This window comes from Mycobacterium asiaticum (assembly GCF_001673365.1).
GTDB classification, from domain to species: Bacteria; Actinomycetota; Actinomycetes; order Mycobacteriales; family Mycobacteriaceae; genus Mycobacterium; species Mycobacterium asiaticum_A.
The window spans coordinates 1-24,642 of sequence record NZ_LZLS01000079.1 but is presented as its reverse complement, the minus strand read 5'-3'; the positions used below and the strand labels follow the sequence as shown (position 1 = coordinate 24,642).

At 66.7% G+C, this 24,642-nt stretch carries 23 protein-coding genes and 2 pseudogenes; 12 read left to right on the top strand and 13 right to left on the bottom strand.

The features are described 5' to 3' along the window. Positions 1 to 887: pseudogene (locus A5634_RS08300) on the bottom strand (hypothetical protein); the annotation flags it as partial. A 427-nt stretch (positions 888 to 1,314) separates the two neighbouring features. On the opposite strand from A5634_RS08300, the gene A5634_RS08295 reads away from it, so the two are divergent. Beyond that, positions 1,315 to 2,871: a hypothetical protein gene (locus A5634_RS08295; protein ID WP_437339955.1), complete on the top strand. Its 1,557-nt coding sequence runs from the start codon at positions 1,315 to 1,317 to the stop codon at positions 2,869 to 2,871. Between the two features lie 4 nt (positions 2,872 to 2,875). Here the strand turns inward: A5634_RS08295 and A5634_RS08290 are convergent, their stop codons facing one another. Together A5634_RS08290 and A5634_RS08285 are read right to left on the bottom strand one after the other, a co-directional pair. Then, positions 2,876 to 3,907: an NAD-dependent epimerase/dehydratase family protein gene (locus A5634_RS08290; protein WP_065143567.1), complete on the bottom strand. Its 1,032-nt coding sequence runs from the start codon at positions 3,905 to 3,907 to the stop codon at positions 2,876 to 2,878. Continuing rightward, the gene (locus A5634_RS08285; protein WP_065143572.1) at positions 3,904 to 4,689 is read right to left on the bottom strand and encodes an S-methyl-5'-thioadenosine phosphorylase; all 786 of its coding nucleotides are present in this window, start codon (positions 4,687 to 4,689) and stop codon (positions 3,904 to 3,906) included. Before A5634_RS08285 ends, A5634_RS08290 begins: the two co-directional genes overlap by 4 nt. 34 nt (positions 4,690 to 4,723) lie before the next feature. Here A5634_RS08285 and A5634_RS08280 point away from each other — a divergent pair, with 34 nt between their 5' ends. The 3 genes from A5634_RS08280 to fabH all read left to right on the top strand — a co-directional run bounded on the left by A5634_RS08280 (position 4,724) and on the right by fabH (position 7,390). Then, positions 4,724 to 5,599, top strand: coding sequence for a 1,4-dihydroxy-2-naphthoate polyprenyltransferase (locus A5634_RS08280; protein WP_065143566.1), 876 nt, complete (start codon positions 4,724 to 4,726; stop codon positions 5,597 to 5,599). Between the two features lie 74 nt (positions 5,600 to 5,673). Beyond that, the gene (locus A5634_RS08275; RefSeq protein WP_253861520.1) at positions 5,674 to 6,246 is read left to right on the top strand and encodes a DUF4190 domain-containing protein; all 573 of its coding nucleotides are present in this window, start codon (positions 5,674 to 5,676) and stop codon (positions 6,244 to 6,246) included. A 121-nt stretch (positions 6,247 to 6,367) separates the two neighbouring features. Beyond that, positions 6,368 to 7,390 (top strand): beta-ketoacyl-ACP synthase III, encoded by a 1,023-nt coding sequence (gene fabH, locus A5634_RS08270; protein WP_065143564.1) that lies wholly within the window; start codon positions 6,368 to 6,370, stop codon positions 7,388 to 7,390. Here the strand turns inward: fabH and A5634_RS08265 are convergent. After that, a complete protein-coding gene (locus tag A5634_RS08265) occupies positions 7,387 to 7,734 on the bottom strand; it encodes a DUF4229 domain-containing protein (RefSeq protein WP_065143563.1) in 348 nt (115 codons plus the stop codon). The two genes, fabH and A5634_RS08265, sit on opposite strands and share 4 nt — an antisense overlap. Before the next feature lie 55 nt (positions 7,735 to 7,789). Here A5634_RS08265 and A5634_RS28110 point away from each other — a divergent pair, with 55 nt between their 5' ends. Then, positions 7,790 to 7,945 carry a hypothetical protein gene (locus tag A5634_RS28110; RefSeq protein WP_155769431.1) on the top strand — a complete coding sequence of 52 codons (156 nt, stop codon included), beginning with the start codon at positions 7,790 to 7,792 and terminating at the stop codon, positions 7,943 to 7,945. A gap of 7 nt (positions 7,946 to 7,952) precedes the next feature. Here the strand turns inward: A5634_RS28110 and A5634_RS08260 are convergent, their stop codons facing one another. From A5634_RS08260 to hemL, 7 genes are all read right to left on the bottom strand, one after another. Then, on the bottom strand, positions 7,953 to 9,266 hold the full coding sequence (locus tag A5634_RS08260) for a MinD/ParA family ATP-binding protein (RefSeq protein ID WP_065143571.1): 1,314 nt from the start codon (positions 9,264 to 9,266) through the stop codon (positions 7,953 to 7,955). Between the two features lie 87 nt (positions 9,267 to 9,353). After that, a complete protein-coding gene (gene ccsB, locus A5634_RS08255; protein WP_065143562.1) occupies positions 9,354 to 10,334 on the bottom strand; it encodes a c-type cytochrome biogenesis protein CcsB in 981 nt (326 codons plus the stop codon). Next, on the bottom strand, positions 10,331 to 11,902 hold the full coding sequence (gene resB, locus A5634_RS08250; RefSeq protein ID WP_065143570.1) for a cytochrome c biogenesis protein ResB: 1,572 nt from the start codon (positions 11,900 to 11,902) through the stop codon (positions 10,331 to 10,333). The genes ccsB and resB overlap by 4 nt, the downstream gene beginning before the upstream one ends. Before the next feature lie 113 nt (positions 11,903 to 12,015). Continuing rightward, positions 12,016 to 12,807: a cytochrome c biogenesis CcdA family protein gene (locus tag A5634_RS08245; RefSeq protein ID WP_065143561.1), complete on the bottom strand. Its 792-nt coding sequence runs from the start codon at positions 12,805 to 12,807 to the stop codon at positions 12,016 to 12,018. Next, a complete protein-coding gene (locus A5634_RS08240) occupies positions 12,804 to 13,403 on the bottom strand; it encodes a TlpA disulfide reductase family protein (RefSeq protein ID WP_065143560.1) in 600 nt (199 codons plus the stop codon). The genes A5634_RS08245 and A5634_RS08240 overlap by 4 nt, the downstream gene beginning before the upstream one ends. Next, positions 13,400 to 14,008: a histidine phosphatase family protein gene (locus tag A5634_RS08235; protein WP_065143559.1), complete on the bottom strand. Its 609-nt coding sequence runs from the start codon at positions 14,006 to 14,008 to the stop codon at positions 13,400 to 13,402. The genes A5634_RS08240 and A5634_RS08235 overlap by 4 nt, the downstream gene beginning before the upstream one ends. Further along, positions 14,008 to 15,339, bottom strand: coding sequence for a glutamate-1-semialdehyde 2,1-aminomutase (gene hemL / locus A5634_RS08230; RefSeq protein ID WP_065143558.1), 1,332 nt, complete (start codon positions 15,337 to 15,339; stop codon positions 14,008 to 14,010). The genes A5634_RS08235 and hemL overlap by 1 nt, the downstream gene beginning before the upstream one ends. 58 nt (positions 15,340 to 15,397) lie before the next feature. Here hemL and A5634_RS28105 point away from each other — a divergent pair. From A5634_RS28105 to A5634_RS08220, 3 genes and pseudogenes are all read left to right on the top strand, one after another. Continuing rightward, positions 15,398 to 15,538 (top strand): annotated as a pseudogene (locus tag A5634_RS28105) (nitroreductase family deazaflavin-dependent oxidoreductase); the annotation flags it as partial. Between the two features lie 11 nt (positions 15,539 to 15,549). After that, positions 15,550 to 16,722 (top strand): enolase C-terminal domain-like protein, encoded by a 1,173-nt coding sequence (locus A5634_RS08225; protein WP_065143557.1) that lies wholly within the window; start codon positions 15,550 to 15,552, stop codon positions 16,720 to 16,722. A gap of 17 nt (positions 16,723 to 16,739) precedes the next feature. Next, complete coding sequence (locus A5634_RS08220; protein ID WP_065143556.1) at positions 16,740 to 17,660, top strand: ketopantoate reductase family protein; 921 nt, start codon at positions 16,740 to 16,742, stop codon at positions 17,658 to 17,660. A gap of 27 nt (positions 17,661 to 17,687) precedes the next feature. Here the strand turns inward: A5634_RS08220 and A5634_RS08215 are convergent, their stop codons facing one another. Then, a complete protein-coding gene (locus A5634_RS08215; protein ID WP_065143555.1) occupies positions 17,688 to 18,527 on the bottom strand; it encodes a glucose 1-dehydrogenase in 840 nt (279 codons plus the stop codon). A 227-nt stretch (positions 18,528 to 18,754) separates the two neighbouring features. Between A5634_RS08215 and A5634_RS08210 the strand changes: the two genes are divergently transcribed. From A5634_RS08210 to A5634_RS08195, 4 genes are read left to right on the top strand one after another with little or no spacing between them, the layout of a single operon-like run. Further along, complete coding sequence (locus A5634_RS08210) at positions 18,755 to 19,798, top strand: hypothetical protein (protein ID WP_081290287.1); 1,044 nt, start codon at positions 18,755 to 18,757, stop codon at positions 19,796 to 19,798. Next, positions 19,795 to 21,006 (top strand): glycosyltransferase, encoded by a 1,212-nt coding sequence (locus A5634_RS08205; RefSeq protein WP_081290286.1) that lies wholly within the window; start codon positions 19,795 to 19,797, stop codon positions 21,004 to 21,006. Before A5634_RS08210 ends, A5634_RS08205 begins: the two co-directional genes overlap by 4 nt. Beyond that, on the top strand, positions 20,894 to 21,889 hold the full coding sequence (locus A5634_RS08200; RefSeq protein WP_081290285.1) for a glycosyltransferase: 996 nt from the start codon (positions 20,894 to 20,896) through the stop codon (positions 21,887 to 21,889). The genes A5634_RS08205 and A5634_RS08200 overlap by 113 nt, the downstream gene beginning before the upstream one ends. Next, complete coding sequence (locus A5634_RS08195) at positions 21,886 to 22,716, top strand: glycosyltransferase family 2 protein (RefSeq protein WP_065143553.1); 831 nt, start codon at positions 21,886 to 21,888, stop codon at positions 22,714 to 22,716. The genes A5634_RS08200 and A5634_RS08195 overlap by 4 nt, the downstream gene beginning before the upstream one ends. On the opposite strand, the gene A5634_RS08190 is transcribed toward A5634_RS08195, so the two are convergent. Next, the gene (locus tag A5634_RS08190) at positions 22,709 to 24,244 is read right to left on the bottom strand and encodes an FAD-dependent oxidoreductase (protein WP_065143552.1); all 1,536 of its coding nucleotides are present in this window, start codon (positions 24,242 to 24,244) and stop codon (positions 22,709 to 22,711) included. The two genes, A5634_RS08195 and A5634_RS08190, sit on opposite strands and share 8 nt — an antisense overlap. Positions 24,245 to 24,642: the final 398 nt, after the last annotated feature.

Genomic DNA, 24,642 nt, shown 5'->3' with positions numbered 1-24,642 from the left:
TCGGGGGACGACGTCGGGCCACCACCTGGCCCGCCGCCTGAGAACGCCGAGCCATCGGGCGACGACGTGGGACCACCGCCCGGCCCGGAGAACGCCGACGCGTCGGGGGACGACGTGGGCGCGCCGCCCGTCCCACCGCCGGAGAACGCAGACCCGTCCGGGGAGGAAGTGGGTGCGCCTCCAGGCCCGCCGGTGGGCAACCCCTGATTCGCCATCGGCGCGTCGATAGACGAACCCGGGAACGCCATCGTCGCGTTCACCCCGTCGGCGGCCGCGCCGTGCGCCAGCGCGAAGTCCGAGTCCGGCGGAATCTGCACGCTCATGGTCGAGGCAGACTGCAGGTGGTCGGCCATCATCGCGGTCTGCTCGGCCGAGGTGCCCAGTATCAGCACGTCATCCGGTGTGCCGGACTGGCCGGGAATCTGAGCCATCAAAGTGTCGAACGTGGCACCCGGATCGCCCTCGAGCGGCGCGGAGGCCAGCACCGTCGGCGGCGCATCGGGGTCCGCACCGGAGACCGCGAAACTCGCCGTCTCGCTGCCAACGAGTAGCACCGCGGCAGCAGCACGACCCGGCCCGAGCAATGCGGTGGCCGCCTGCGACTCCGACACCACCTGCACATTGGGCACGCCCGCATAGTCCAGCGCCTGGCGCAGTTGGTCGGCCCGATACGAATCCGGCCACACCAATCTGGTGGCAACCAATCGATGGCCTTCGTCGGCCAGCAGTCGGTTCGTACCCACCACGGTCTCCCGCACGTCTGCGACGGGGTCACCACCCAAATCGATGGTGGACTGGTCGATCACATTGCTTCCGCGACCGCCCGCGCCAACTAGAGCCAGGCGTGCGACCCGGCCTGCGACGGCCACCCCCAACACGACGTCCATTTACGGCTCTCCTTCGGCCGGCCACCCCGCCACCAGCAATGTCCCGGTATCACTACAATTCGTACCGTCGGCCATATTCGTCATCCGGGCGACAGGGTTCACTCTTAGCGCAGCGTAACCGGATTCCCAGCAAGTGGGCACGGTCATTGTTCATCCCATCGACGTTCATAACCTGTTCACAGCTACCACCGGTCATCCGAATGGAGAATATGTTCGCAAGGGAACAACGCAACGGGCCCAGCAGGGGGTTCCCATGCGGCAACACCAAACCTGCGCCAGCAGTAACCGACTTCGAACTCTAGGGGGCGTCGTGACCCTGAACAGCGGCACTGGAAGGGGACCCATCCCGGGTCCACAACAAGCGCCTTCGCATCCGCCCGGGGTCTACCAGCAAAGTCCGCCGGCTTACCAGCAAGGTCCGCAGACAATCGACGACTTGGCGCGACGGCGCAACAACTTCCGGGACCTGGCGGCACTTGTCCTGCTGTTGCTGGCCCCACTGTTCCCGTGGAACCTTTACTTCGGCTTGCAGATCCCCGGCAGCAGATCGGTCGTGTGGGTCTTGGTTGGGTTGGTGACACTGCTGTCGCTGCTCTCGCTCCTGTTATCACGCGCGCGAAAAGGCCCCGCCGCGGCGAGCACGCTACGGGTCGTCCTCAACATGCCGTACCTAGTGCTACTTGCATTCTTCGTATTGTTCGACGTGTTCGAATCGGTCAAGTTTGGTGGTCAAGTCCACGTGCCAGGCGGTATCGGGCCGGGCGGGTGGCTGGGAATCGCCGGCGCGCTGTTGGCCGCGCAACCCGTGCTGACCAACAGAACTAATGAAGAACTCAGCTACCCGCGGTGGCTGCAGGCGGCCCGGGTCATCGGCTATGCATCGATGTTCGGGGCATCGCTGTCCGTCGGCTTCAACCTGTGCTGGGCCGTGCGCTACGGCCTGCAGCGGCAGCCCGGCCAAACAGAGCAGTTCGGAACCTCCAACATCATCGTCATCGTCACCGGGGTGGTCTATGGCCTGGTGGCATTGACGGCGCTTCTGGTGGCGTCCCGGTGGATCCTGCGCAACACTGCCGCGTCTCGGTTCGCGACGTTCGCGCTGGGTGCCTCAGCGCTGCTGGCTGGAATGATCGTGTGGCTGATTCCGCTCGGTCGGCAAATCGATTCGTTCCACGGCATCGCCCAGGACACTCCGAGAGCCGGGGTTGGCTACGAGGGCTATCTGGCCTGGGTCGCGGCAGCGGCCCTGTTCGTGCCGATGACATTGTTCGGCCCCCCGGGGGTACGAGCCGACCGCGACGTGTGGCGCGGCGCCATTCGACACGGCTTGACGCTGATCGTGGTTTGGTGCCTGGGCTCAGCGTTGATGCGGATCAACGACTTGGGCGGCGCCGCGATGATCGATTTTCCCACCTACCCCTACAACAGGATCACGCTGGCCGTGTTCGACGTGACCACCGCGGGGCTGGCGCTGTGGCTCCGCGTCAAGGTTGGCGGCGGACCGCTGCGGTCGAGGCTGATCGCCGCGCTCAGCACGTTGCTGTTCGCCCTGACGGTTTCCCGGGTGTTCCTGGGCGTGGTGCTGGCAATACGCTTCCCGGACACACCGAACAGAGCGGTCCAACCGGTGTACGGCAATGATTTCGCCCAGCAGATCACCAGCACGTTCGACGTGACGCTGTGCGGGCTTGCCCTGAGCATCTTCGTCGCGATCATCATCGCGGGAGGCATTCGCAAGACTCGGCGACGGGTCCGACGACCGCTGCAGCGTCCCGGCGCCGCCCAACGCCCACCTGTTCCCATCCCCACCCGGCCCGGTGTGCCGCCGCCGTCGGAAGCCAGGACGACGCAGTTCGGTGCCGCCCGGCCACAGCACGACGCGCCCACCTCGGTGCTCTCCGCGCCGCCCGGCAACGCGCCCCGAATCTTCCGCCCGGAGGAAACCACCGGGCCGATCTTCCGGCCGCCGAGAAACCCGTCGTAAGCGCTTACCTCAGCGGCGCGAAGGCGAACTCGCGCAGGCCCGCCGCGGGTTCGACGACCGCCCGGAAGCCCAACACCTCGGCCGCCCGGGCGGGGTCTGCGACGATATGGCGCACGTCCCCGCTGCGGTATTGCCCGGTGACGGTCGGGGACAACTCGCCGCCACGTGCGTCACACAACGCGGTGGCCACGTCCAGGATTGAGATGGGACGGCCCGAGCAGACATTGGCCGCGGTGAAGCCGTCTCGCTCGATAGTGACCGCGGCCAGGTTCGCCGCGGCGACGTCGTCGACGTGCACGAAGTCGCGCATCTGACCGCCGTCCTCGAAAACCTTTGGTGCTTCGCCTCTTTCGAGTGACGATCGGAAGATAGCCGCCACCCCCGAGTACGGGGTGTCGCGGGGCATCCCCGGGCCGTAGACGTTGTGGTAACGCAGCGCGACCACCGAGCCGCCGGTGGCCTCCGACCACGCCAGCGCGTAATGCTCCTGCGCTGTCTTGCTGGCCGCGTACAGGCTGCGCGGGCGCAGCGCGGCGTCTTCGTCAACCAGCTGCCAGCCGACCGGTTCCCCGCAGACCGGGCAGCGGTGCTCGAAGATCCCGGCGTCCAGATCACTGCGGCGACGAGCCGGCGGATCGACCAATCCGTGCTCGGGGCACCGATAGCGGCCCTGACCGTAGACCACCATCGACGACGCCAGCACCAGCCGGGAAATCCCGGCGGCGAACATCTGCGCCAGCAGCACCGTGGTGCCGAAATCGTTGTGGCCGCCGTATTCCGGTGCGTCTGCGGCGTTGACACCGGCGCCCACCATCGCCGCCTGGTGACACACCACGTCCACCCCGGCCAGCAGTGGGGCCAACGCGTCGGCGTCGCGCACGTCGAGCAGGTGGCATCCCGCCGGCAGTTGCGCGTCCGGTCCGTGCGCGGCGGGCAGCAATGCATCCAGGCCCACCACCTCATGGCCCGCGGCGCGTAACGCCGCGTCGACCCGCGAACCGATGAAGCCGGCCGCGCCGGTCAGCAACACCCTCACGGCAACTCGAACGGCAGCGGGACCCCGGCGTGCTGCAGGCAGTGCGAGCAGGTGCGCTCGGCGGCGACCCGATCGATCGCCGACTGCACAAGTTGCTTGAGCCTGACGATGTTTTCGCCGAACTCGGAAAATATTTCGGCTGCTTTCACACCCTCACCGACCGCGACACCGGCATCCACATCGGTAACCAAAGCGATTGCGGCGTAACATATTTCGAGCTCGCGAGCGAGTATGGCCTCCGGATATCCGGTCATGTTCACCAGACTGAAGCCGGCGGCGGCGAACCATTGACTTTCCGCGCGGGTGGAAAACCGGGGGCCTTGGATCACCACCATGGTCCCACCGTCAACCAGATGGGGCACATCGGGCAGCCCCGTTACCGCGTCGCGCAGTGTCGGGCAATACGGATCGGCAAAGCTGGTGTGCACCCCACCGGTGTCGAAGTAGGTGTCGGCCCGACCACTGGTGCGGTCGACCAACTGATCGGGCACCACCACCGTGCCCGGGCCGAGCAGAGGATTCAGGCTGCCGACCGCGCACGGCGCGAAGACCCGCCGCACCCCGAGGGCGCGCAGCGCCCACATATTGGCCCGGTACGGCACGGTGTGCGGCGAGTACTGGTGCTGCACGCCGTGCCGGGGCAGGAACGCGACCTCGTGACCCCCGACGGTGCCGATCGTGATGGGGTCGCTCGGTGGACCAAACGGCGTGTCCGGCATGGCGGTGCGGGTATCGGATCCGAGAAAGGTGTAGAAGCCGCTGCCTCCGATGACTCCGAGCATCCGCCCATTGTTATTCATAGGGCAGGATGCCCTGGTGGCCAGTTTTGCGCAGTGGGTGTCCGGGGCTCGCCCGCGGACCCTGCCCAATGCGGTGGCGCCCGTCATTGCAGGCACCGGGGCGGCGGCGTGGCTGCACGCGGCCGTCTGGTGGAAGGCACTGTTGGCACTGGCTGTGGCCGTCCCGTTCGTCGTCGGCGTCAACTACGCCAACGACTACTCCGACGGCATCCGCGGCACCGATGACGAGCGGGCCGGCCCGATGCGGTTGGTGGGTTCGCGAACGGCCACTCCCAAAGCGGTGCTGACCGCGGCGCTGGTGAGCCTGTTCCTGGGGTGCGTGGCGGGATTGGCGCTGGCGCTGGTCAGCGGGCCATGGCTGATCGGGGTGGGCGTCGCCTGTGTCCTTGGGGCGTGGCTGTACACCGGCGGGTCCAAGCCCTACGGCTACTCGGGTCTGGGCGAGGCCGCGGTTTTCGTGTTCTTCGGCCTCACGGCCGTGCTCGGCACCCAGTACACCCAAGCGCTGCGCGTCGACTGGGTCGGCCTGGTGCTGGCGCTCGCGATCGGAGCATTGTCGTCGTCGGTGCTGGTCGCCAACAATCTGCGGGACATCCCGACCGACACCCAGTCCGGCAAGATCACGTTGGCGGTGCGCCTGGGTGACGGCCGCACCCGGATGCTCTATCACTCGCTGTTGGCGAGCGCCGGCATCCTGACCCTGGTGCTGATGATCGCCACGCCGTGGTCCGCGGCCGGGCTGGTGGCCGCCCCGCTGGCGCTGCGCGCCGACCGGCCGGTGCGGTCCGGCCGCGGCGGCACCGACCTTATTCCGGTACTGCGCGATACCGGCCTGGCCATGGTCATCTGGGCTGTCGCGGTGGCGACCGCGCTGGCGCTGGGCGGGAAATAGCTCTGCCGCTGTGGTTTACTGTGCGCCGAAATAACGTGCATTAGGGCGCCGCTATCTCGGGGGAGAACACTTTCATGAATCAGAGTCCGGGTCCTTACCCGCCGTATCCTGTTGCCAGGCCGACGAACTCGATGGCGATCGCGGCTTTGGTCGCCTCGCTCGTGCTGGCACCGCTGGGCATCGTCTTCGGCCACATCTCGCTTTCCCAGATCAAGAAGACAGGCGAGGATGGCCGCGGACTGGCTATAGCCGGCCTGGTACTGGGATATGTGGGAACGGCGCTGGCTGCGATCGCGCTGATCGTCGTCCTGGTCTTCATGGCCTCAGTCGGTTCGGCGCTGCACCATGAAACGCGACGCGCCCGCAGCACCCCAACCACATCGGAGTCTCCGGTCGGCGTACCGGACGCCTCCGCGCGGACAATCAAGAACGCCAAAGTCGGTGACTGCATCCGACGGGTGACGGGTGCACGCAAAAAGGACGGCACCAACGACGTCACCGTCTACACGGCCAGCTGCGGATCAAAGACCGCAACCGACAAGGTCATCAAACGCACCACCACGACCTCCGACTGCACCGGTGGGCAATGGGTACGGACTCAGGCGTACAAGCCACCGATCGTCCTGTGCCTTTCGAAGTTGCGCTAAGACGACTTCCCGTCGACCCCGGTGCACGCGTCATCCGGACACGCCTAGAGTCGATCACGCCCCCGCGGCATAGGGAGGGTGCTGACACTGCGATCGTCAGGGGTGCGGGAAGGACGTGGGTATGACCGAGATTGCCACGATCAGTGGGCCACAGAACGTCGGGCTGCTCAGCGTCGGGGCATACCGCCCCGAACGGGTAGTCACCAACGAGGAGATATGCGAGAAGATCGACTCCTCGGACGAATGGATTTACTCGCGCACCGGGATCAAGACGCGGCGCTTTGCCGCCGCCGACGAATCCGCGGCCTCGATGGCGGCCGAAGCCTGTCGACGGGCGTTGGCCAACGCCTCCCTTGATGCGGCCGACGTCGACGGCGTGATCGTCACCACCAACACCCATTTCCTGCAGACGCCGCCCGCCGCCCCGATGGTCGCGGCCGCACTGGGCGCCAAAGATGTTCTCGGGTTCGATATTTCGGCGGGCTGCGCCGGGTTCGGGTATGCACTGAACACCGCAACCAACATGATCCGCAGTGGCGGCGCCGGGAAGATGCTGGTGGTCGGCACCGAAAAGCTGTCACCCACGATCGACATGTACGACCGCGGCAACTGCTTCATCTTCGCCGACGGGGCGGCGGCCGTGGTGGTCGGCGAGACGCCGCACCAGGGCATCGGACCAACCATCGCCGGCAGCGACGGCGAACAGTCCGGCGCCATCCGCCAAGACATCGACTGGATCACGTTTGCGGAAAACCCCAGCGGCCCAAGGCCTTTCGTGCGACTGGAAGGTCCTGCGGTATTCCGTTGGGCGGCATTCAAGATGGGCGATGTCGGCCGACGCGCGTTGGAGGCCGCGGGCGTCGGGCCCGATCAGATCGACGTGTTCGTGCCCCATCAAGCCAACACCCGCATCAACGACCTGATGCGCAAGAACCTGCAACTGCGGCCGGACACGGTCGTCGCCAACGACATCGAACAGGCTGGAAACACCTCGGCCGCTTCCATTCCGCTGGCGATCGCCGAACTCATGGACACCGGGGCGGCCGAACCCGGCGACCTGGCCCTGCTGATCGGTTACGGCGCGGGTCTGACCTATGCGGCGCAGGTCGTGCGGATGCCGCTGCACTGCGACGCCGGGGGTTAACTTTCGTCTCGGGTCGCGTCCGGGGCGGGCTCACCGCGCAAGCGGGCCTGCAATTGCGCGCGTTCGGCACGTCGACGTTCCCCGGCCGCGGCCAGGGTCGTGGTTGCGCGTCGACGCAACGGCCCGAATACCCACATGCCCAGCGGCATCGAGATGACCAAACCGCCGAGCGCGGCCACCACGAGCGGAAAATCGACCACTCCGAGCACGCGCGCGAGCCCGTAAATCACCCCGGTTATCACCGCCACCAACAGCAGTCGGGCCGTCACGTACATCAGCACGTCTACGATGCCTCGACCGACGGTGGGGACCCGGACCGGCTTGTCACTGGGCGCTTCTGACACAGTCTGAGCCTATCGAAACCGTCGCGCGGGTATATTTTGACGAAGGAGGTGTCGAGTGCTTTACCTGCTCGTCGTCCTTATTCTGGGGACGCTGATCTATCTCGGCTGGCGCACGGCGCGGTCGCAGACAAACGTGCCGACGACCCGCGTTATCGGGCCCGACGACGATCCGGAGTTCTTGCGCCGTCTCGGCGAGAACAAGCCTCGCTAAACCCTCGCTAAACGAAATTTGGGTTGGAGCGCCGCTGATCGCCCGGGAACCCATCGGCGACCACCGCCGCCAACTCGGCTAACGCTTCCCGGGTATCCCGCCTCAACCGGTCGAGGCTGATCTCCGCCCCCTCCTCGAGGTGTGGGTCGAACGGCACCACGCGCACCGCACGGCAACGTCGGGCGAAGTGCTCGATCACCTTCTGCATGTCGACCTTGCCGGAGCGTGACCGCACCGCGTTGATCACCGCGATGGAGTTGCGTACCAGGTCTTCGTGCCCGTGCGCCTCCAGCCAGTCCAACGTTGCCGAGGCACTGCGGGCACCGTCGATGGATCCCGAAGCCACTACGACAAGCACGTCGGCCTTGGCCAATATCGCCGTCATCGTCGAATGCAGCAGTCCGGTGCCGCAGTCGGTGAGCACCAGCCCGTAGTAGCGCTCCAGGATGTCCAGCGTGCGCGTGTAGTCCTCGCCGCTGAACGCCTCCGACACGGCCGGATCGCTTTCGGAGGCCACCACTTCCAGCCCGGCCTCGTTCTGCGAGGTGTAGCTGCGTACGTCGCTGTAGCGGTCGATGCTGTCCGCGTCACGCAGCAGGTGCCGAACCGTGGCGGGGGTTTCCAACGGAAGTTTCTGGCTCAGGGTGCCGCGGTCGGGATTGGCATCCACCGCGACCACTCGGTCGCCGCGCACGCTGGCAAAGGTGGAGCCCAGGGTCGCGCTGATCGTCGTCTTGCCGACGCCACCTTTCAACGACAGCACCGCGATCCGGTAGCAGCCGCGCAGCGGCCGGTTGATCTGGGCGACCAGGTTGTTGTGCCGGGTCGCGCGAGGACCTTCGCCGAGATTGATCAACTGTCCGGACAACACATAAAGCGCCCGGCGCCAGCCCTCCGATGGCGGCGGCTTGACCGGCCGCAGCAGCACGGTCGTGGACAACTCGGGATACGGCGTCTGCGGCAACGGCTCCGGCCGGAACTGCGGCCGGTCCTGCGGGGTGTCCGCCGGTCCGGGGTAGTACGCGCCGTAGGCGGTCGGGTCCACCCGCGAGATGCCGGTCACCGGTCCGGTGTTCGGACCCGCGTCCCACTGGGGCCGCTCGGCTGTCTCGCCGGGCTCGGCAGGCCTCGGTGGCGCCATGGCAGCGTGGCCCGCGGTCGGATCGGCGCCTGGAATGCGTCGTTCGGTGCGGAATCCGGCGAACGTCCTGGTCGGTGCCTCGGCGGTAGCCTCCGCCGCGCCTCCCGCGGGGTGCGGGGGTTGTTGCAGTTGCGCGGTGGGCTGGTCCGGGCTGACGTATTCCTCGCCGTTACCCGGGATGACTCGCGGCGCCCCCACGCCCGGTGTTGGATGCTCTGACACTCTGCTCCCCCTCTTGCCCGCTTGCTCGGGTCGGTCGCTTTCGGGTCAGCCCACGCCCGCATACGAGTGCAGGCCAACGGTCACCAGGTTAACGAAGAACAGATTGAAGACCATCGCGACGAACCCCGCGACGTTGATCCAGGCGGCCTTGCGGTCCCGCCAGCCCGCCGTTGACCTGGCATGTAGATAGGCCGCGTACACCACCCACGCGATGAACGACACGGTCTCCTTGGGATCCCAACCCCAGTAGCGTCCCCAGGCCTCCTCGGCCCAGATCGCGCCGAAGATCACCCCGAAACCGAACACCGGAAACGCGAAGATGGTGGTCCGGTAGGCGATCCGGTCCAGCGTCTGAGCGTCCGGGAAGCGCTGCACCAGCCGCGCGACGGTGCCCTCAGCCCCCAGCTCACCGAGTCGGGAAGTGCGCAACAGGAACAGGATGCTGGCAATACCGGCGACCAGGAACACCCCTGAGCCCAGGCTCACCACCGAGACGTGAATCGGTAGCCAGTAGGACTGCAGCGCCGGCATCACCGGAGCGGCGTTGGCGTAGAGCCATCGTCCGGACACTGTGAGCAGGATCAGGATGGGCAGCAGCAGAAATACCCACAGCGGCCGGTACTGGGGGCGGCGCAGCACGACGGCACCGGCGATCAACCCGGACATGCAGGTCAGGTTGATGAACTCGTACATATTGCCCCACGGCACCCGCATGGTCGCCAAGCCGCGCAACACGATGCAGCACAGCAACAGCCCAATGCCCAGGTACAGCACGGCCAGCCCGGCACGGCCGATACGTTCGTCGAACGGCCGTCGCGGACCCTCCGCCACCAGCCCGGGCGTCTCGTCGTCGGCGGTCGACCTGATCTGCGGACCGCCCGCGGCCACCGGTTCCAGGTTGCGGGTCCGGACGTAGGCGAGCTCGCAGGCCAGCAGCAGCAGTGCCACCACCAGTGCGACCACCGCCGAGGTGAAGGCCCAGTCGGAGTAGCGGGCCAGGCCGATATTGATGTGCTGGGTATTCATTTCATGTCCCTTCCGGCCTTGGCGGGGATGCCGGCGGGCGCGCCGGAGTCGCCCAAACCTGCCTGCAACCGCTCGGTCAGCCGCTCGAACTCGTCACCCCAACCGGAGTTGTCGGTTCGCGCCAGGCCGCCCAGTTCGAGTTGGACCGTACCTGGGCCGGTACCCGCGTCGTCGGCCGGCGTGAGCCGAACCCACACCCGACGCCGGCGCACCAGTAGCGAGACCAGCAGTCCGGCCATCATGGTGATTGCGAAGACCAGCACCCAACTCTGGCCTGGGTCGTGGGAAACCTGCAGGTTGACGAATGGCACGGCTCCGTCGAAACGGACCGTCGTGCCGGCGCCGGGACCGGTGTCGATCCGCACCTGCTCCCCGACCCGCAGGTTGACCCGCTTCTCCTTGGTCAGCCGGCCCTGTTCGATCAGCCGCGGATCGAGATTGAACAACGACTGGGGCCGGCCGGTGTCCAGGCCGGTATCGCCGCGGTAGATGTCGATGGCCACCGCCGGGTCGTTGAGGGCGGGGAATCGCGACGACAGCAAGGTGCCGTCGAGTTGCTCGGTCGGAGCCAGCAGGCCCTGGATTGCGATCTGATGTTGTCGACGCTCCTCGGCGGTCGGATAGCTGCCCGCGGGCGGGTCGATGCGCGCCACACCGGAGGAAAGCAGGGTCTGCGGGTTGTCCGGGCGCCACTGCACTGTCGAGCTGCGGGTCTGCCCGTTCGGGAAGGTCACCGTGAACGTGGGCGCGTAGCCGTGACCTTGCAGGTACACGCGGTCGCCGCCGACGCGTAGCGGGTGGTTGACCTCTAGCCGGTAGGGCCGCCAGATGTTGGCGTCGAGGTCATCACCGGCTTGATAGGAGATGTCGGCGGTGAACGACGTGGCCTGCCCCGAGGGCAGGTAGTTAGCATCGAAATTGTTGACCCGCAGGCAGATTGGGTGCAGCGACGTGCCGTCGACGGTGTTTCCGGCCCGGAACGAGTCGAACGCGGCCGGCGATGCCGAGCAGAAGCCCGGGCCGCCGTCGGCGATGACGATCACATTGCCCTCGTAACCGAACAGCTTGCCGACGGCCACCGCGACCAGCAGGCCCAACAGCGAGAAGTGGAAGACGAGATTGCCGAATTCGCGCAGGTAGCCCTTCTCGGCAGATACCTCCACCGTTTCGCCGTTGCGTCTGGTGGCCGTGCGCCAGCCGCGCAGCCGGTCGGTGATGGTGGCGGCCAGGCTTTCCGGGTCGCCGTCGGCTTGCGCGCTGGCGTGCTTGGGCAGGCGGCCCAGGTTGCGCGGCGCGCCCACCGGCTTGGTGCGCAGGCTGCGGGCGTGCTCGAAGATTCGCGGGGTCAAACAGCCGACCAGGGACACGAACAGCAACACGTAGATGGCGGTGAACCAGAAGCTGGAGAACACGTCGAAGGCCTGCAACTCGTTGAGCCACGGCCCGATCATCGGGTGGGTGTGCAGGTACTCCTCGACTTTGCCCGCGTTGAGGCTGCGCTGCGGCAACAGTGCCCCGGGAATGGCGGCCAACGCGAGCAGGAACAGCAGCACCAACGCGGTGCCCATTGAGGTCAGCGACCGCCACGTGTTGCGCGCTCTTTGCGCGAGCAGACGCAGAATCGCACGGAAACGGTGCGATTCGTGCGATTCTGCGTCTGCTCGCGGGGGGGAGGGGGCCATTAAATCGGCAGCCTCACGTCGGAGACGAACGCATCGCGCAACCACGACACAAAGTCGTTCCACACCCCGGTGACCAGCGCGGCCCCGACGGCGATCAACAGCGCCCCGCCGAAAATCTGTATCGCCCGGGTGTGCCGCCGCAGCCAGCCCAGGCCCGCCACCGCCTTGGCCGAACCGAACGCCAACAGCACGAACGGAATGCCCAGACCCAGGCAGTAGGCAATCACCAGCGCGATCCCGCGGGCCACGTTGGCACCGTCGGTGGCCTCGCCCGTAGCCGAAGCCACGGTAATCACGCCGGTCAGCGTCGGACCCAGGCATGGCGTCCACCCGAGCGCGAACACCGCGCCCAGCAGCGGTGCCCCCGCCACCGTCGTCAACTGCCGCGGAGTGAATCGGGCCTGCCGTTGCAGCGCCGGGATCAAACCCACGAACACCAGCCCCATGACGATGGTCAACACCCCGCCGACCCGCTGCAGCAGCAGTTGATTGGTCACCAACGTGGTGGTCATCCCCAGCACGGCGACGGTGCCCAGCACGAACACCGCGGTGAAACCGGCGACAAACAGGGCTGCCGAGCCGGCGACCCGCAAGCGGGCAGCGCGGATCTTGACGGCGCCCGGCGGCGCGTCTGGATCGTCGACCCCGACCACCGCGGCCAGATATGACAGGTAGCCAGGAACCAGCGGCACCACACACGGCGACGCGAACGACACCAGCCCGGCCAACAGACACACTCCGAGCGCCACCAACAGCGGCCCGGCGGCGGCGATGTGGGCGAACCCCGTCATTGCACGGGAGCCTCCGACGTCTCGGCCGCGATCCGCTGCACCACCGGCTGCAGATCCTCGGCCAGCAGTTCGCGCAGGAAGACCGCCGCTACCCGGTGCTGACGGTCCAGCACCAGCGTCGACGGGATAACCGTGGTGGGGTACTTGCCGCCGAACGCGATCAACGTCCGCATCGGCGGATCGTAGATCGACGGGAAGCTCACGTGCCGGTCGTTGACGAAGTCCAGGGCCGCTTCCCGACTGTTGTCGCGGACGTCGATACCCAAGAACGACACACCCGAGTCTCGGGTCGCGTCGTACACCCGCTGCAACTGGGTGATCTCGGCGCGGCAGGGCCCACACCACTGGCCCCACACATTGATGACCACGACGCGACCGGCAAAGTCGTCAAGGGAGATGGTGTGCGTCGGATCAACCAGGCTGGGACCCGACAGCGGCCCGGGACGGCCGCGGGCAGCCGGCGGGTCGTAGAAGATGTCGGTCTTGCCGCCCGGGGAGACGAACTCGAAGGTGCCGCCCTGGGCCACCGCGTCGCGTCCCGAACAGCCCGTAACCAGCCCCGCCAGCAACAACCAGGCAATCAGCCAACGAGTCATCTGGCCGCCGGTTCGGAGTACTCCACGTCGACCAGCCGGTCCCCGTCATAGACCAACGTCGTCACCGACGCCAACCCGCATTCCCGCCGCCGCGGGTCATGCCACAACCTGTTGCCGGTCAAGTGCATGCGCAGCGTCCAGACCGGAAGTTGGTGGCTGACGCACACCGCTTCGTGGCCGGCCGCACGCGCCCGTGCTTTGTCCGCCGCGGTGGCCATCCTGGCCGCGATCTCGGTGTACGGCTCGCCCCACGAGGGGGTGAACGGGTTACGCAGCTGCCACCACACCCTCGGGTCACGCCAGGCGCCGTCGCCGGGGCCGATGTTGCGGCCCTCGAAGTAATTGGCCGACTCGATCAGGTCTGGGTCGGTGTCCACCGGCAGATCGTGTCGCGCCGCGATCGGCGCGGCGGTCTCCTGGGCGCGCTGCAGCGGCGAGGCGATCACCGCGACGATGTCACGGTCGGCCAGGAAGTCGGCGACGGCTGCAGCCTGTGCAATCCCGTTCTCGGAGAGCCGGAATCCGGGCAGTCGACCATAGAGAACGCCGGTGGGGTTATGCACCTCACCGTGGCGTATCACGTGGACGCGGGTCTGTTCGGCCATCAGGGTTTGTCCTCCTGTGCCGCGGCCCTGGCCGCGGCGGGTAGAGCGTCGGCGATCCGCTCGAATGCGCTGTCATCGAGCGCCGCCGAGACGAACCAGGCCTCGTAGGCGCTGCACGGTGGGTACACGCCCGCCTCGAGCAAAGTATGGAAGAACGGGGCGTAACGCCAGGTTTCGCTCTTTCGCGCCGAGGCGTAGTCGGTCACCGGTGCATCGGCGAAGAACACGCTGAGCATGTTGCCGGCGCGTGGGATCTGGTGCGGCACAGACGCATTCGTCAGCGCTGCGGCCAAGAGCGTGGCCAGCCGATCGGCATTGGCATCCAGTGCCGTGTATACCGAGTCGTCGGCGGCCCGCAACGTGGCCAGACCGGCGGCCATCGCCACCGGGTTACCCGAGAGGGTGCCGGCCTGATAGACGGGCCCCAGCGGCGCCAGCCGTTCCATCACCTCGGCGCGACCACCGAACGCCGCGGCGGGCAAGCCGCCGCTCATCACCTTGCCGAAGGTGAACAGGTCGGCAGCGACGGGATCGATTCCGTACCAACCGCTTCGGCTCACCCGGAACCCGGTCATCACCTCGTCGAGGATCAGCAGTGCACCGTGTTCGGCGGTGATCTCCCGCAGCGCCGCGTTGTATCCCGGCCCCGGCGGCACGACACCCATATTGCCCGGGCTGGCCTCGGTGATCACCGCGGCGATCTGCTCGCCGTGCCGGGCGAAAGCCTCCCGTACCGCATCGATGTTGTTGTAGGGCAACACAATTGTGTCGGCCGTGGCCGCGCCACTGACCCCCGGCGAGGACGGCAGACCCAGGGTGGCCACGCCCGAACCCGCGTCGGCCAGCAACGCGTCCGCGTGTCCGTGGTAGCAGCCGGAGAACTTGATGATCTTGGGCCGGCCGGTGAAACCGCGCGCCAGCCGGATCGCGCTCATGGTGGCTTCGGTGCCGGAGTTCACCAACCGGATCCGCTCGACGGGAGCAACGCGCCCGATGATCTCGGTGGCCAGTTCGGTCTCGGCAGGCGTCGGGGCGCCGAACGACAGGCCGTCAGCAGCGGCCTTGACGACGGCGTCGACGACTGCCGGGTGCGCGTGGCCGAGGATCATCGGGCCCCACGAGCAGACCAAGTCGATGTAGGTGTTGCCGTCAGCGTCGATGAGTCGGCAGCCGTGCGCCTCGGTGATGAATCGCGGCGTGCCGCCGACCGCCGTGAAGGCCCGCACCGGGGAGTTCACTCCGCCGGGGATCACCGCGCAGGCGTCGTCGAACAGGCGCGCGGAGGTTCGCACCTGCGCGCTTGCCTGGTCGGTTACCTGCTCGGAGGCCATGCCGACCAGTGTCCCAGCCGTGCCCAGCCGGACAACTACAGGGTGTAAGAGTTGGAGCATGCAAGTACCTGAAGGGCTCGCCCGGTTCAACAAGCGGGTCACCAATCCGATTCAGCGCGTGTTTGCCGGTTGGGCTCCCGGCTACGCGGTCATCGAGCATGTCGGACGCCCTTGCGGCAAGCCCTACCAAACGCCGATCAAGACCGAGTGATGCGGCTCACCGCGATCCTGGAGAGGGCGGTCGGCCTGGTCGGCGAGGCCGGCAAAATGCCGTCGAACGCTCAAGTCAACTTCGCCAGCCACACCGTCTCGCTGGTGGGGCTGGTCAGCGACGTCCTGCGCGATGGCAAGCCGGTGTACGGGGTGGCATTCAATTCGATCGGCCGGTTTGCCCAGAGTGGGATCCTGCGCGACCGGATGATTCCACGGCTGCTGGCGGCGCCGCCGGACACGTTATTGGACGCCACCGGACAACTTGACCCCGCCGCGCTGGTGGCCTGCGCGCTGCGTGACGAGAAGCCCGGTGGGCACGGGGACCGCGCGGGCGCTGCGGCTGCCCTGGAACTGGCGTGTTGGGACCTGAACGCCAAACTCGCCGACGAACCGGCCTACGTGACCATCGCGCGCCATTTCGGCCGTGAACCGGCCCGTTCGGTCCCGGTCTATGCGGCCGGCGGCTATTACTACCCGGGTACTGGCCTGGACGCGCTGCGCGACGAGATGCGGTCCTATCTCGACCTGGGCTACGACGCGGTGAAGATGAAGATCGGTGGCGCGGCGATGCCGGACGATCTGGCCCGGGTCGAGGCCGCGATCGAGGTTGTCGGTGACGGCGGGCGCGTCGCGGTGGACGCCAACGGACGCTTCGACCGGCCCGGTGCGACGGACTGGGCGGCGGCGCTGGGTGGCTACGGCCTGCGCTGGTACGAAGAACCGGGCGACCCACTGGATTTCGCATTGAACCAGGCGGTGACGGACTGTTACGACGGCGCGGTCGCCACCGGTGAAAACCTGTTCTCGGTGCCCGATGTCGTCAACCTCGTTCGGTACGGCGGGATGCGGGCCGATCGGGACATTTTTCAGATGGACGCCGGACTGAGCTACGGCCTCGGCGAATACGTGCGGATGCTCGACGTGCTCGAATCGAACGGCTTTGACCGCCGGTTCGCGTTCCCGCACGGCGGCCATCTGATCAACCTGCACATCGCAGCCGGGCTGGGGCTGGGTGGGTGCGAGTCCTATCCGGGGGTGTTCGCGCCGTTCGGCGGTTATTCCGACGGCTGCACGCTCGCAGCGGGCCGGATCGCGCCGACCGACGCGCCGGGTTTCGGGCTGGAGCAGAAAACGGGTTTGGCTCAACTGATCGCCGAGCTGGCGGCTTGACTTCCAAGGAGCACAGCATGCGTATCGCGGTAATCGGCTGTGGTGCAATGGGTTCCATCTATGCCGCCCGGCTGGCCGACGCGGGCAACGATGTCACGGCCATCGACAGCTACCAGGCCGGCATCGATGCGATCACACAGCACGGGCTGCGCGTCACCGGCCCCGGCTACGAGAAGACCGTGCGGTTGCGCGCCTGCACCGTCGCGCCGCCCGAGACGATGGACCTGATCGTGCTGGCCGTTAAGGCCGCCGACGTGACAGCCGCTGCGCAGCAAGCGGTTTCGATGCTCGGCGAGCACACTACGGTGCTTACCATACAGAACGGTCTGGGGTCGGCCGACACGGTCGCCGACATCGTCGGCGCCGGACATGTCGCGGTGGGCATCGCCAGCGGCTTCGGCGCCGCGCGAGTCGCACCCGGTCACGTGCACCATAACGCTATGCGCGCCATGCGTTTTGGTGCCCACTCGTCGCTGCCCGCTTCGACTGTCGAAGCGGTGGCCGCGGTCTGGGCCGAGGCCGGCTTCGACGCCGCGGCCGTCACCGACATCGCCGCCATGCAGTGGGAGAAGCTGATCTGCAACGTCGCCTACAGTGCGCCGTGCGCGCTGACCGGGCTCACCGTGGGACAGGTAATGGACGATCCCGACATGGGGCCGGTCAGTCGCGCGGCGGCGACCGAGGCGTGGGAAGTGGCCCGAACGTCCGAGATCGCCGTCGACGTCGATGATCCCGTCACGCATGTTCGCGCCTTCGGCGCGGGGATGCCCAACGCGAAACCATCGGCACTGCTCGATCACGAGGCCCACCGGGTCAGCGAGATCGACTTCATCAACGGCGCGGTGCCGCGGCAGGGAGCCCGCGTCGGCGTCGAGGCGCCGGTGAACGCCACGCTGACCGCATTGGTCAAAGCGGTCGAACGCGGCTGGCATCGTTAGCAAGAGACGTTAGCCGCGAGCAGACCGCTACAAAATGGGCCGCCCGCCAGTGACGGCGACGCGTGCACCCGAGATGTAACTCGCGTCGTCGGAGGCGAGCAGCACATAAACCGGGGCCAATTCCGCGGGTTGGCCTGCCCGCCCCAACGGCACGTTGTCCCCGAACGACGCCACGCTGTCCGCGGGCATGGTCGCCGGGATCAACGGCGTCCAGATCGGGCCGGGCGCCACGCTGTTAACTCGAATGCCCTTCGGGCCCAACAGTTGAGCGAGACTGGCCGAAAAGTTCGCGATGGCCGCCTTGGTAGCCGCATACGGCGCCAGGGTGGGATTTGGTGCATCGGAATTCACCGACGAACTCCCGATGATCGATGCGCCGGGACTCAGGTGTGGCAACGCGGCCTTGACGAGGTAGAAGTACGCCCCGACGTTGAGCCGGAACGTGTAGTCCCACTCCTCGTCGGTGACGTCCTCGAGGTTCTCCCGCATCATCTGGTAGGCGGCATTGTTGACCAGGATGTCGATGCGACCGAACTCTGACACGGCGCGGTCCACCACGGCTCGGCAATGCGCGGGATCGGAGAGGTCCCCCGGCACCAGCACACACTTGCGTCCGGCGTCCTGAACGTACCGTGCGACGTCCTGGGCGTCCTCGTCCTCGTTCAGATAGGACAGCAGCACGTCGGCGCCTTCCCGGGCAAACGCAATGGCCACCGCGCGCCCGATTCCGCTGTCAGCGCCGGTGATGATGGCACACTTGCCGGCCAGTTTCCCCGAGCCCTGATAGCTCTTTTCCCCGCAATCCGGGACCGGGTCCATTCTGGCCTGAATACCGGGAACGTCCTGCTGCTGTTCGGGAAATCCCATCAACGCTTCCTCTCCACGATGCCCACGCGGCCTAGCTGGAAATAGCCCATCCAGGCAGCGATAAACCTGCCGCAGCGCAACCGTTTGCCTCCGTAAATCGGGGGTATCCGCCTGGTCGCACGTTCTTCAACCACGCAGGAACGCATGCGTCGCTGTATTGCCTGTGCCAGTCAATTCAGCACTCCCCCCTTGGCCTGGAGGAGACCTCATTGCTGCGTATCGCCTCGGTGCCGTCTTCGCACATCTACGTGCGGCATTTGGCCGACCCGTACACTGATTCCGTTGTGCGGCTGGATGATCCGGAACCCGCTGATGGCCGGACCGTGCCGGGCGGTTGGTGGCCGCCGCTGATGCTCGAACCAGGCTGGGTCAGCGACAACCATGCGAGCTTCGACGTGTTCCACGTCCATTTCGGCTTCGATGCCATCGGTCCCGATGTGCTGAGCGAAGTGGTGCAGGAACTGAAGATGCATGACAAGCCGCTGGTGTACACCGTGCACGACTTGCGCAATCCGCATCACCCCCAACCCGAAGACCACACCGAGCAGCAAGAGGTGCTGGTCGCCGCGGCAGCCGAGTTGATCACGCTGACACCTGGTGCCGCCCAAGCGATTTGGCAGCGCTGGCAACGCCGTGCGCACGTGCTGCCGCATCCCCACGTGCTCAGCAGAGCGCTCATCGAACGACCCCGTGACGACGACCGTTTCGTGGTCGGGGTGCATGCAAAGAGTCTGCGCGCCAACATGGATCCGCTGCCGTTGGTCGATGCGCTGACGACGGTGGTGGGATCGCTACCCGGCGCGATTTTGCAGATCGACTTTCACGACGAGATCTTCGACCCGGTCAATCACTGGTTCGCACCCGAAACCGCGATGGCTCTGCTGGACTTCCGCCACCTCGAACAGGTAGAGGTGCGGGTGCACCCGTACTTCTCCGACGAAGAGCTATGGGAGTACCTGTCGGCGTTGACGGTATCGGTGCTGCCCTACCGATTCGGCACTCACTCGGGCTGGCTGGAAGCCTGCTTCGATCTCGGAACTGCCGTCGTGGCCCCCAGCTGCGGCTACTACCACCAGCAACGTCCCTGTGGCGTCTTCGAATTCACCGAAGACCGGTTCGACGAGGCCTCGCTGCACGCGGCCATCGGGCAAGCCTACGAGCGCTGGGCAGCACATGAGGCTGCCCCGCGCGCGACTTGGGCGAGTCGACTGGCCGAAAGGCGTCGGATTGCGGCCGCACATCGGGCTGTCTATCAGAGCGTGTTGACGTGACTGACGCGTTGCGGGTGGCAGTAATCGCCTCCAACCGGTTTCCGATCAGCGAGCCCTTCGCCGGAGGCCTGGAAGCTCATGTCTGCCACCTCGCCCGCGCCCTGGATGCGAACGGCTATTGCGTGTCTTTGTTCGCCGCTCCCGGTTCTGATCCCCAACTGGAATGTCAGACACTCGATGTGCGGCGACTGGGACTGTCCACCGCGGCACGCCGCGATGTATCGATGCCCGAGGCCGGGTTCATGGCCGACCACCACGCCTATCTGTCGTTGATGCTGTGGCTTGCCGGGCCCGGCGGCCAGCAGTTCGACATCATCCACAACCACAGCCTGCACTACCTTCCGGTGGCGATGGCGCCGATGCTGACCACGCCAATGCTCACCACCGTGCACACTCCGCCGACACCCTGGCTGGAATCGGCAATCGACGCCTCCCAGACTGCCCCGGTAACCGAAGGCACTCGATTCGCGGCGGTTTCCCGTCACACTGCGGCCTCGTGGCGCCACATGGTCCCCGCGATGACGGTGGTGCCTAACGGCGTCGACTCGCTGCAGTGGCCTCTTGGACCCGGCGGTCCGGCACTGGTGTGGTTTGGCCGGCTAACGCCGGAAAAGGCGCCGCACCTGGCCATCGCCGCAGCCCGGCAGGCCGGCAAACCGCTGGTCCTGGCCGGTCCGGTGGGCGACGAAGGCTACTTCGCCGAGCAGGTGGCGCCTAACCTTGGCGACGGCGTGCATTACGCGGGTCACCTGGATCACGCGCGGCTTGCGTGCCTGGTCGGGCATTCCGCGGCGGCGCTGGTGACGCCGATGTGGGACGAACCCTACGGACTTGTTGTCGCAGAAGCGATGTCGTGCGGGACGCCGGTCGTGGCCTTCGCGCGGGGAGGCGTCTCCGAGCTGGTGGACGCCACGTCGGGTTCACTTGTCGCACCCGGCGACACCGCGGCGCTGGCCGATGCCGTCTCGGCCGCGATTCGACTGCGGCGAAAGGACGTGCGGCAACACGCGGTGCGTCATTGCTCGGTAGCGGCGATGGTTGCGGCGTACTCCGACTTGTACCGGCAGATGATCGATGACGCGACGGGCAGGCAGGATGATCGGTTACTACATTCACCATCACGGTTTCGGCCATCTGGCGCGCGCCGTCAGCATCTGTGCGCAGATACGTCGGCCTGTGACAGCATTGACCTCACTGGATGTCCCTGAGCCGCATCCCTTTTCAGAGATCGTCACGCTGGAGCGCGACGACCGCGAATCCCAGGCACCCGAACCCACCGCGCACGGCGCGTTGCACTGGGCACCGCATCACGACCCCGGCCTTGGTGCACGGATGGATGCGATCGCCCGCTGGATCACCGATGCGCGACCCGAGGCCGTCGTCGTCGACGTCTCAGTGGAGGTCGCGCTCTTCGTTCGGCTACTCGGCATCCCGGTCGTGGTGGTGGCGCTTCCCGGCAAGCGCATCGATGCACCGCATCTGTTGGTGCACCGCATCGCCGACCACATTGTGGCGGCGTGGCCGAAGGCCTTGTGCGTTCCGTCCTGGCTTCGTCAATACGAGCACAAGACCAGCTACGTCGGCGGGATCAGCCGATTCGAGGGTCGGCGTTGCGGCGATTCTGACAGCGGTGGACCGATACTGGTCCTGGGTGGTTCGGGCGGCGACTTCGACGTGACGTTATCCGGTTGTGCCGCAGGCGGTTCCGGTACGACATGGACGTCACTGGGTGGTGCGCACGGCACCTGGAAAGATGATCCGTTCGCAGAGATCTGTGGCGCGGATGTGGTGGTCACGCACGCCGGACAGGGTTCCATTGCCGATGTGGCGGCCGCACAACGGCCGGCGATCGTCATCCCGCGGCCACGCCCCTTCGACGAACAGCTGTCCACCGCCGGTGTGCTGCGACGCCACCAGCTTGCGGTCGTAGTGTCAGACCCGCCTGATGAGCGGGCGTGGCCGGCGCTGCTGACCCACGCCCGCGCCAGCGACCCGCGCCGGTGGCAGCGTTGGCAAGTGGACGGGGCGGCCGCGCGCGCCGCGGCGGCTATCGAGGAGACGGCGCGGCTGTGTCAGGGCGTGACCCATTGAAGACCGCGGTAATTACCACCGTGCACGGCAGAAGCGCTCACCTGCGCCGGCAACTGGACGGTCTGGGCCGCAGCACGCGAGCACCCGATGTCCATATCGTTGTCGCCCTCGACGATCCCGCCGTCGTCGATGTCGTCGCCGGCCATGGATCGCCTGCGCTGGTACTGGACTGCCCGGTCTCGAAGCCGTTGCCGGTGGCCATGGGACGCAACGCCGGCGCGGCTGCCGCGCTGCGAAAGTCCGCTGAGCTCTTGGTGTTTCTGGACGTCGACTGCATACCTGGCACCGAGCTCATCGAGCGCTACCAGCGGGCCGCCGTCGACCACGCTGAAGCGCTGCTGTGCGGACCCGTCACCTACCTGCCACCCCCGGGGCCAAGCGGGTACGTGCTATCCGAACTGCCGGCACGCGTCGATCCGCACCCGGCCCGTCCCGCGCCGGCGGTCGGCGACGTCGTCGCCACGACGGACTACGAATTATTCTGGTCGTTGTCTTTTGCCGTTCGGGCTCAGACCTGGCGTCGTATCGGGGGGTTCTGTGAGCGGTATCGCGGCTACGGCGGCGAGGACACCGACTTCGCGCAATGCGCTGCCGCACTGCAGGTTCCGATGCGGTGGGTCGGAGGAGCCGACGCGTTCCATCAGTACCATCCCGTCTCCGATCCACCTGTGCAGCACGTGGACGACATCGTGCGCAACGCCGGAATCTTCTTCCGTCGGTGGGGTTGGTGGCCGATGCAGGGGTGGCTGGATGCCTTCGAGTCCGACGGGCTCATCTCCCGCGGCGCCGACGGTTGTCCCGTCCGCACCCGGGCTCGACTCACTTAGTTCGGGTCAGATCCGTTGTGGCCGGACCTTCGAGGAGAGTGCCGTCGGGCGCGAATCGTGAAGCGTGTAAAGGACATTCCCAAGCCTTGTCGGCGTCGTTCCAATTCACGATCCCGCCTAGATGGGGGCATACCGGGGAAACGATGTGCTCAACGCCGTCAACCACGCATCGTGCCTGCAGATTCCACGGCGGGCCACTGACCACACCGCCCTCGTCGTCTTTGGGGTCGCGCCGCCCGATCCTGGTGGCCGGCGTGACCCACCCACGGGCCAGATTGAATCCCACTTCCAGGTTGGCCGACAGTGCGGTGGTGATGCCGGACAGTTCGTGCGGACTCCAACTGGCGAAGGCGTCGGCCCAGTCCATCCGACCGCCGAGCATGCGACTGGACAGTGCCAGCGCTGCGGCCGGTCCATTGGTCATGCCCCACTTGTTGAATCCGGTTGCCACGAAGATCTTTTCGTTGTTGGGCAGGATCGGGCCCACATACGGCAGCTGATCGATGGGTGTGTAGTCCTGCGCCGACCAATAGTGTGTCTGCGTCGCACCCGGGTAGTGCTTGCGCGTCCAGCGATCTAGTTCGGACAGTGCCTTGGACGGACTTTTCTTGCGGCCCACCGGGTGGCCAGCGCCGCCGACGATCAGCAGGTCCCCGTCTGCGGTAGGAGCGTAGCGGACCGAACGTGTCGGGGAATCGGTGGAGATCATCATTGGCCGGGTGACCGCGCCCGGCACCTTGTAAGCCATGCAGTAGGAGCGACTCGGTTTCAGTCTCGCGAAGTAGCCGCCCCGGTCCAGGATCGGAATACCGGTGGCCAGCACCAGTTGCTTGGCCGACACCTCGGTGTCGGCCTCGGTACCGTCGTCGGTCTGTTCTCCCCCATCGGTGTTGACCACCAGCCGCAACCCGTCGCCGTGGTTGGACACTTTGCGCACCCGAGCGCCTTCGGCCAGCCGACCGCCACGGTCGAGCAGTTCGACCACCAGGCTGTCCAGGAACGGCACCGGGTCGAACTGCGCCTGCTGCGGCAGCCGCACACCGCCGTGGAACGGAAACGGCACGTCCGCACTGTCTTCCCACGTGACTGGGAGCCCAACGGCGCTGCACGCCAACCATTCCGCGCGTGCCGTCGGTACGCCTTTGGCCGATTGCGCGTAGGTGTAGGCGTCTTCGTGCTGGACGTCGATGCCGTTTTGATCGCAATGCGCCAGCACCCATTCCGCGCCCTCACGGTTGCCCTCGACGTAGGCGGCGGCGGTCTTCTTGCCGTGACGAGCGATGATCTTGCTCAGATGGCTGCCTTGCAGCAGGCTGAGCTTTGCGGTGGTGTTGCCACTGGCTCCTGCGGCTACGGTGCGGGCCTCCAGGACCAACACGTCCTTACCCGCGCGCGCCAGCAGTACCGCTGTGATCAAACCGGTTATGCCCGCTCCCACGACCACGACGTCGGCCGACCCACCAAGATCCGAAGAAGTCCTGTCAGCCCACGGGATGGGGCCGCGGTTATCAAGCCACAGTGACACCATGGCGTCTTGATACCCCGGCCGATCGAATCGAAACAGGCCAGCGGTCGCGCACCGCTTCGCTCAGTGGCGCGGCATTTCGTCGCCGTGCCAGTGATCCAGCTCGGCACACGAATTATCAATCCATTATGTGAAATCTTGGTTTTCACAAGGTTTCCTGTGCAATTGCCGGGGTATCAACCGCACCGCGACACCGGAGTCCTTTGCTCCACGTCGTCATCCGACGAACTAGATCAAACTGGTTCGAATCCGCTTCCGGTCGTTCGCGATCGAAAGGAGTACTCAAATATGCGTACCGCGTCGCAGGGACGACAACGTGGTCGTTGACCCCGCGGCCGGTCGCAGGCCGACCGCCTGATTCGATCGGTGAACACGGACACGCCTCCGTCAGCAGAGTCGCT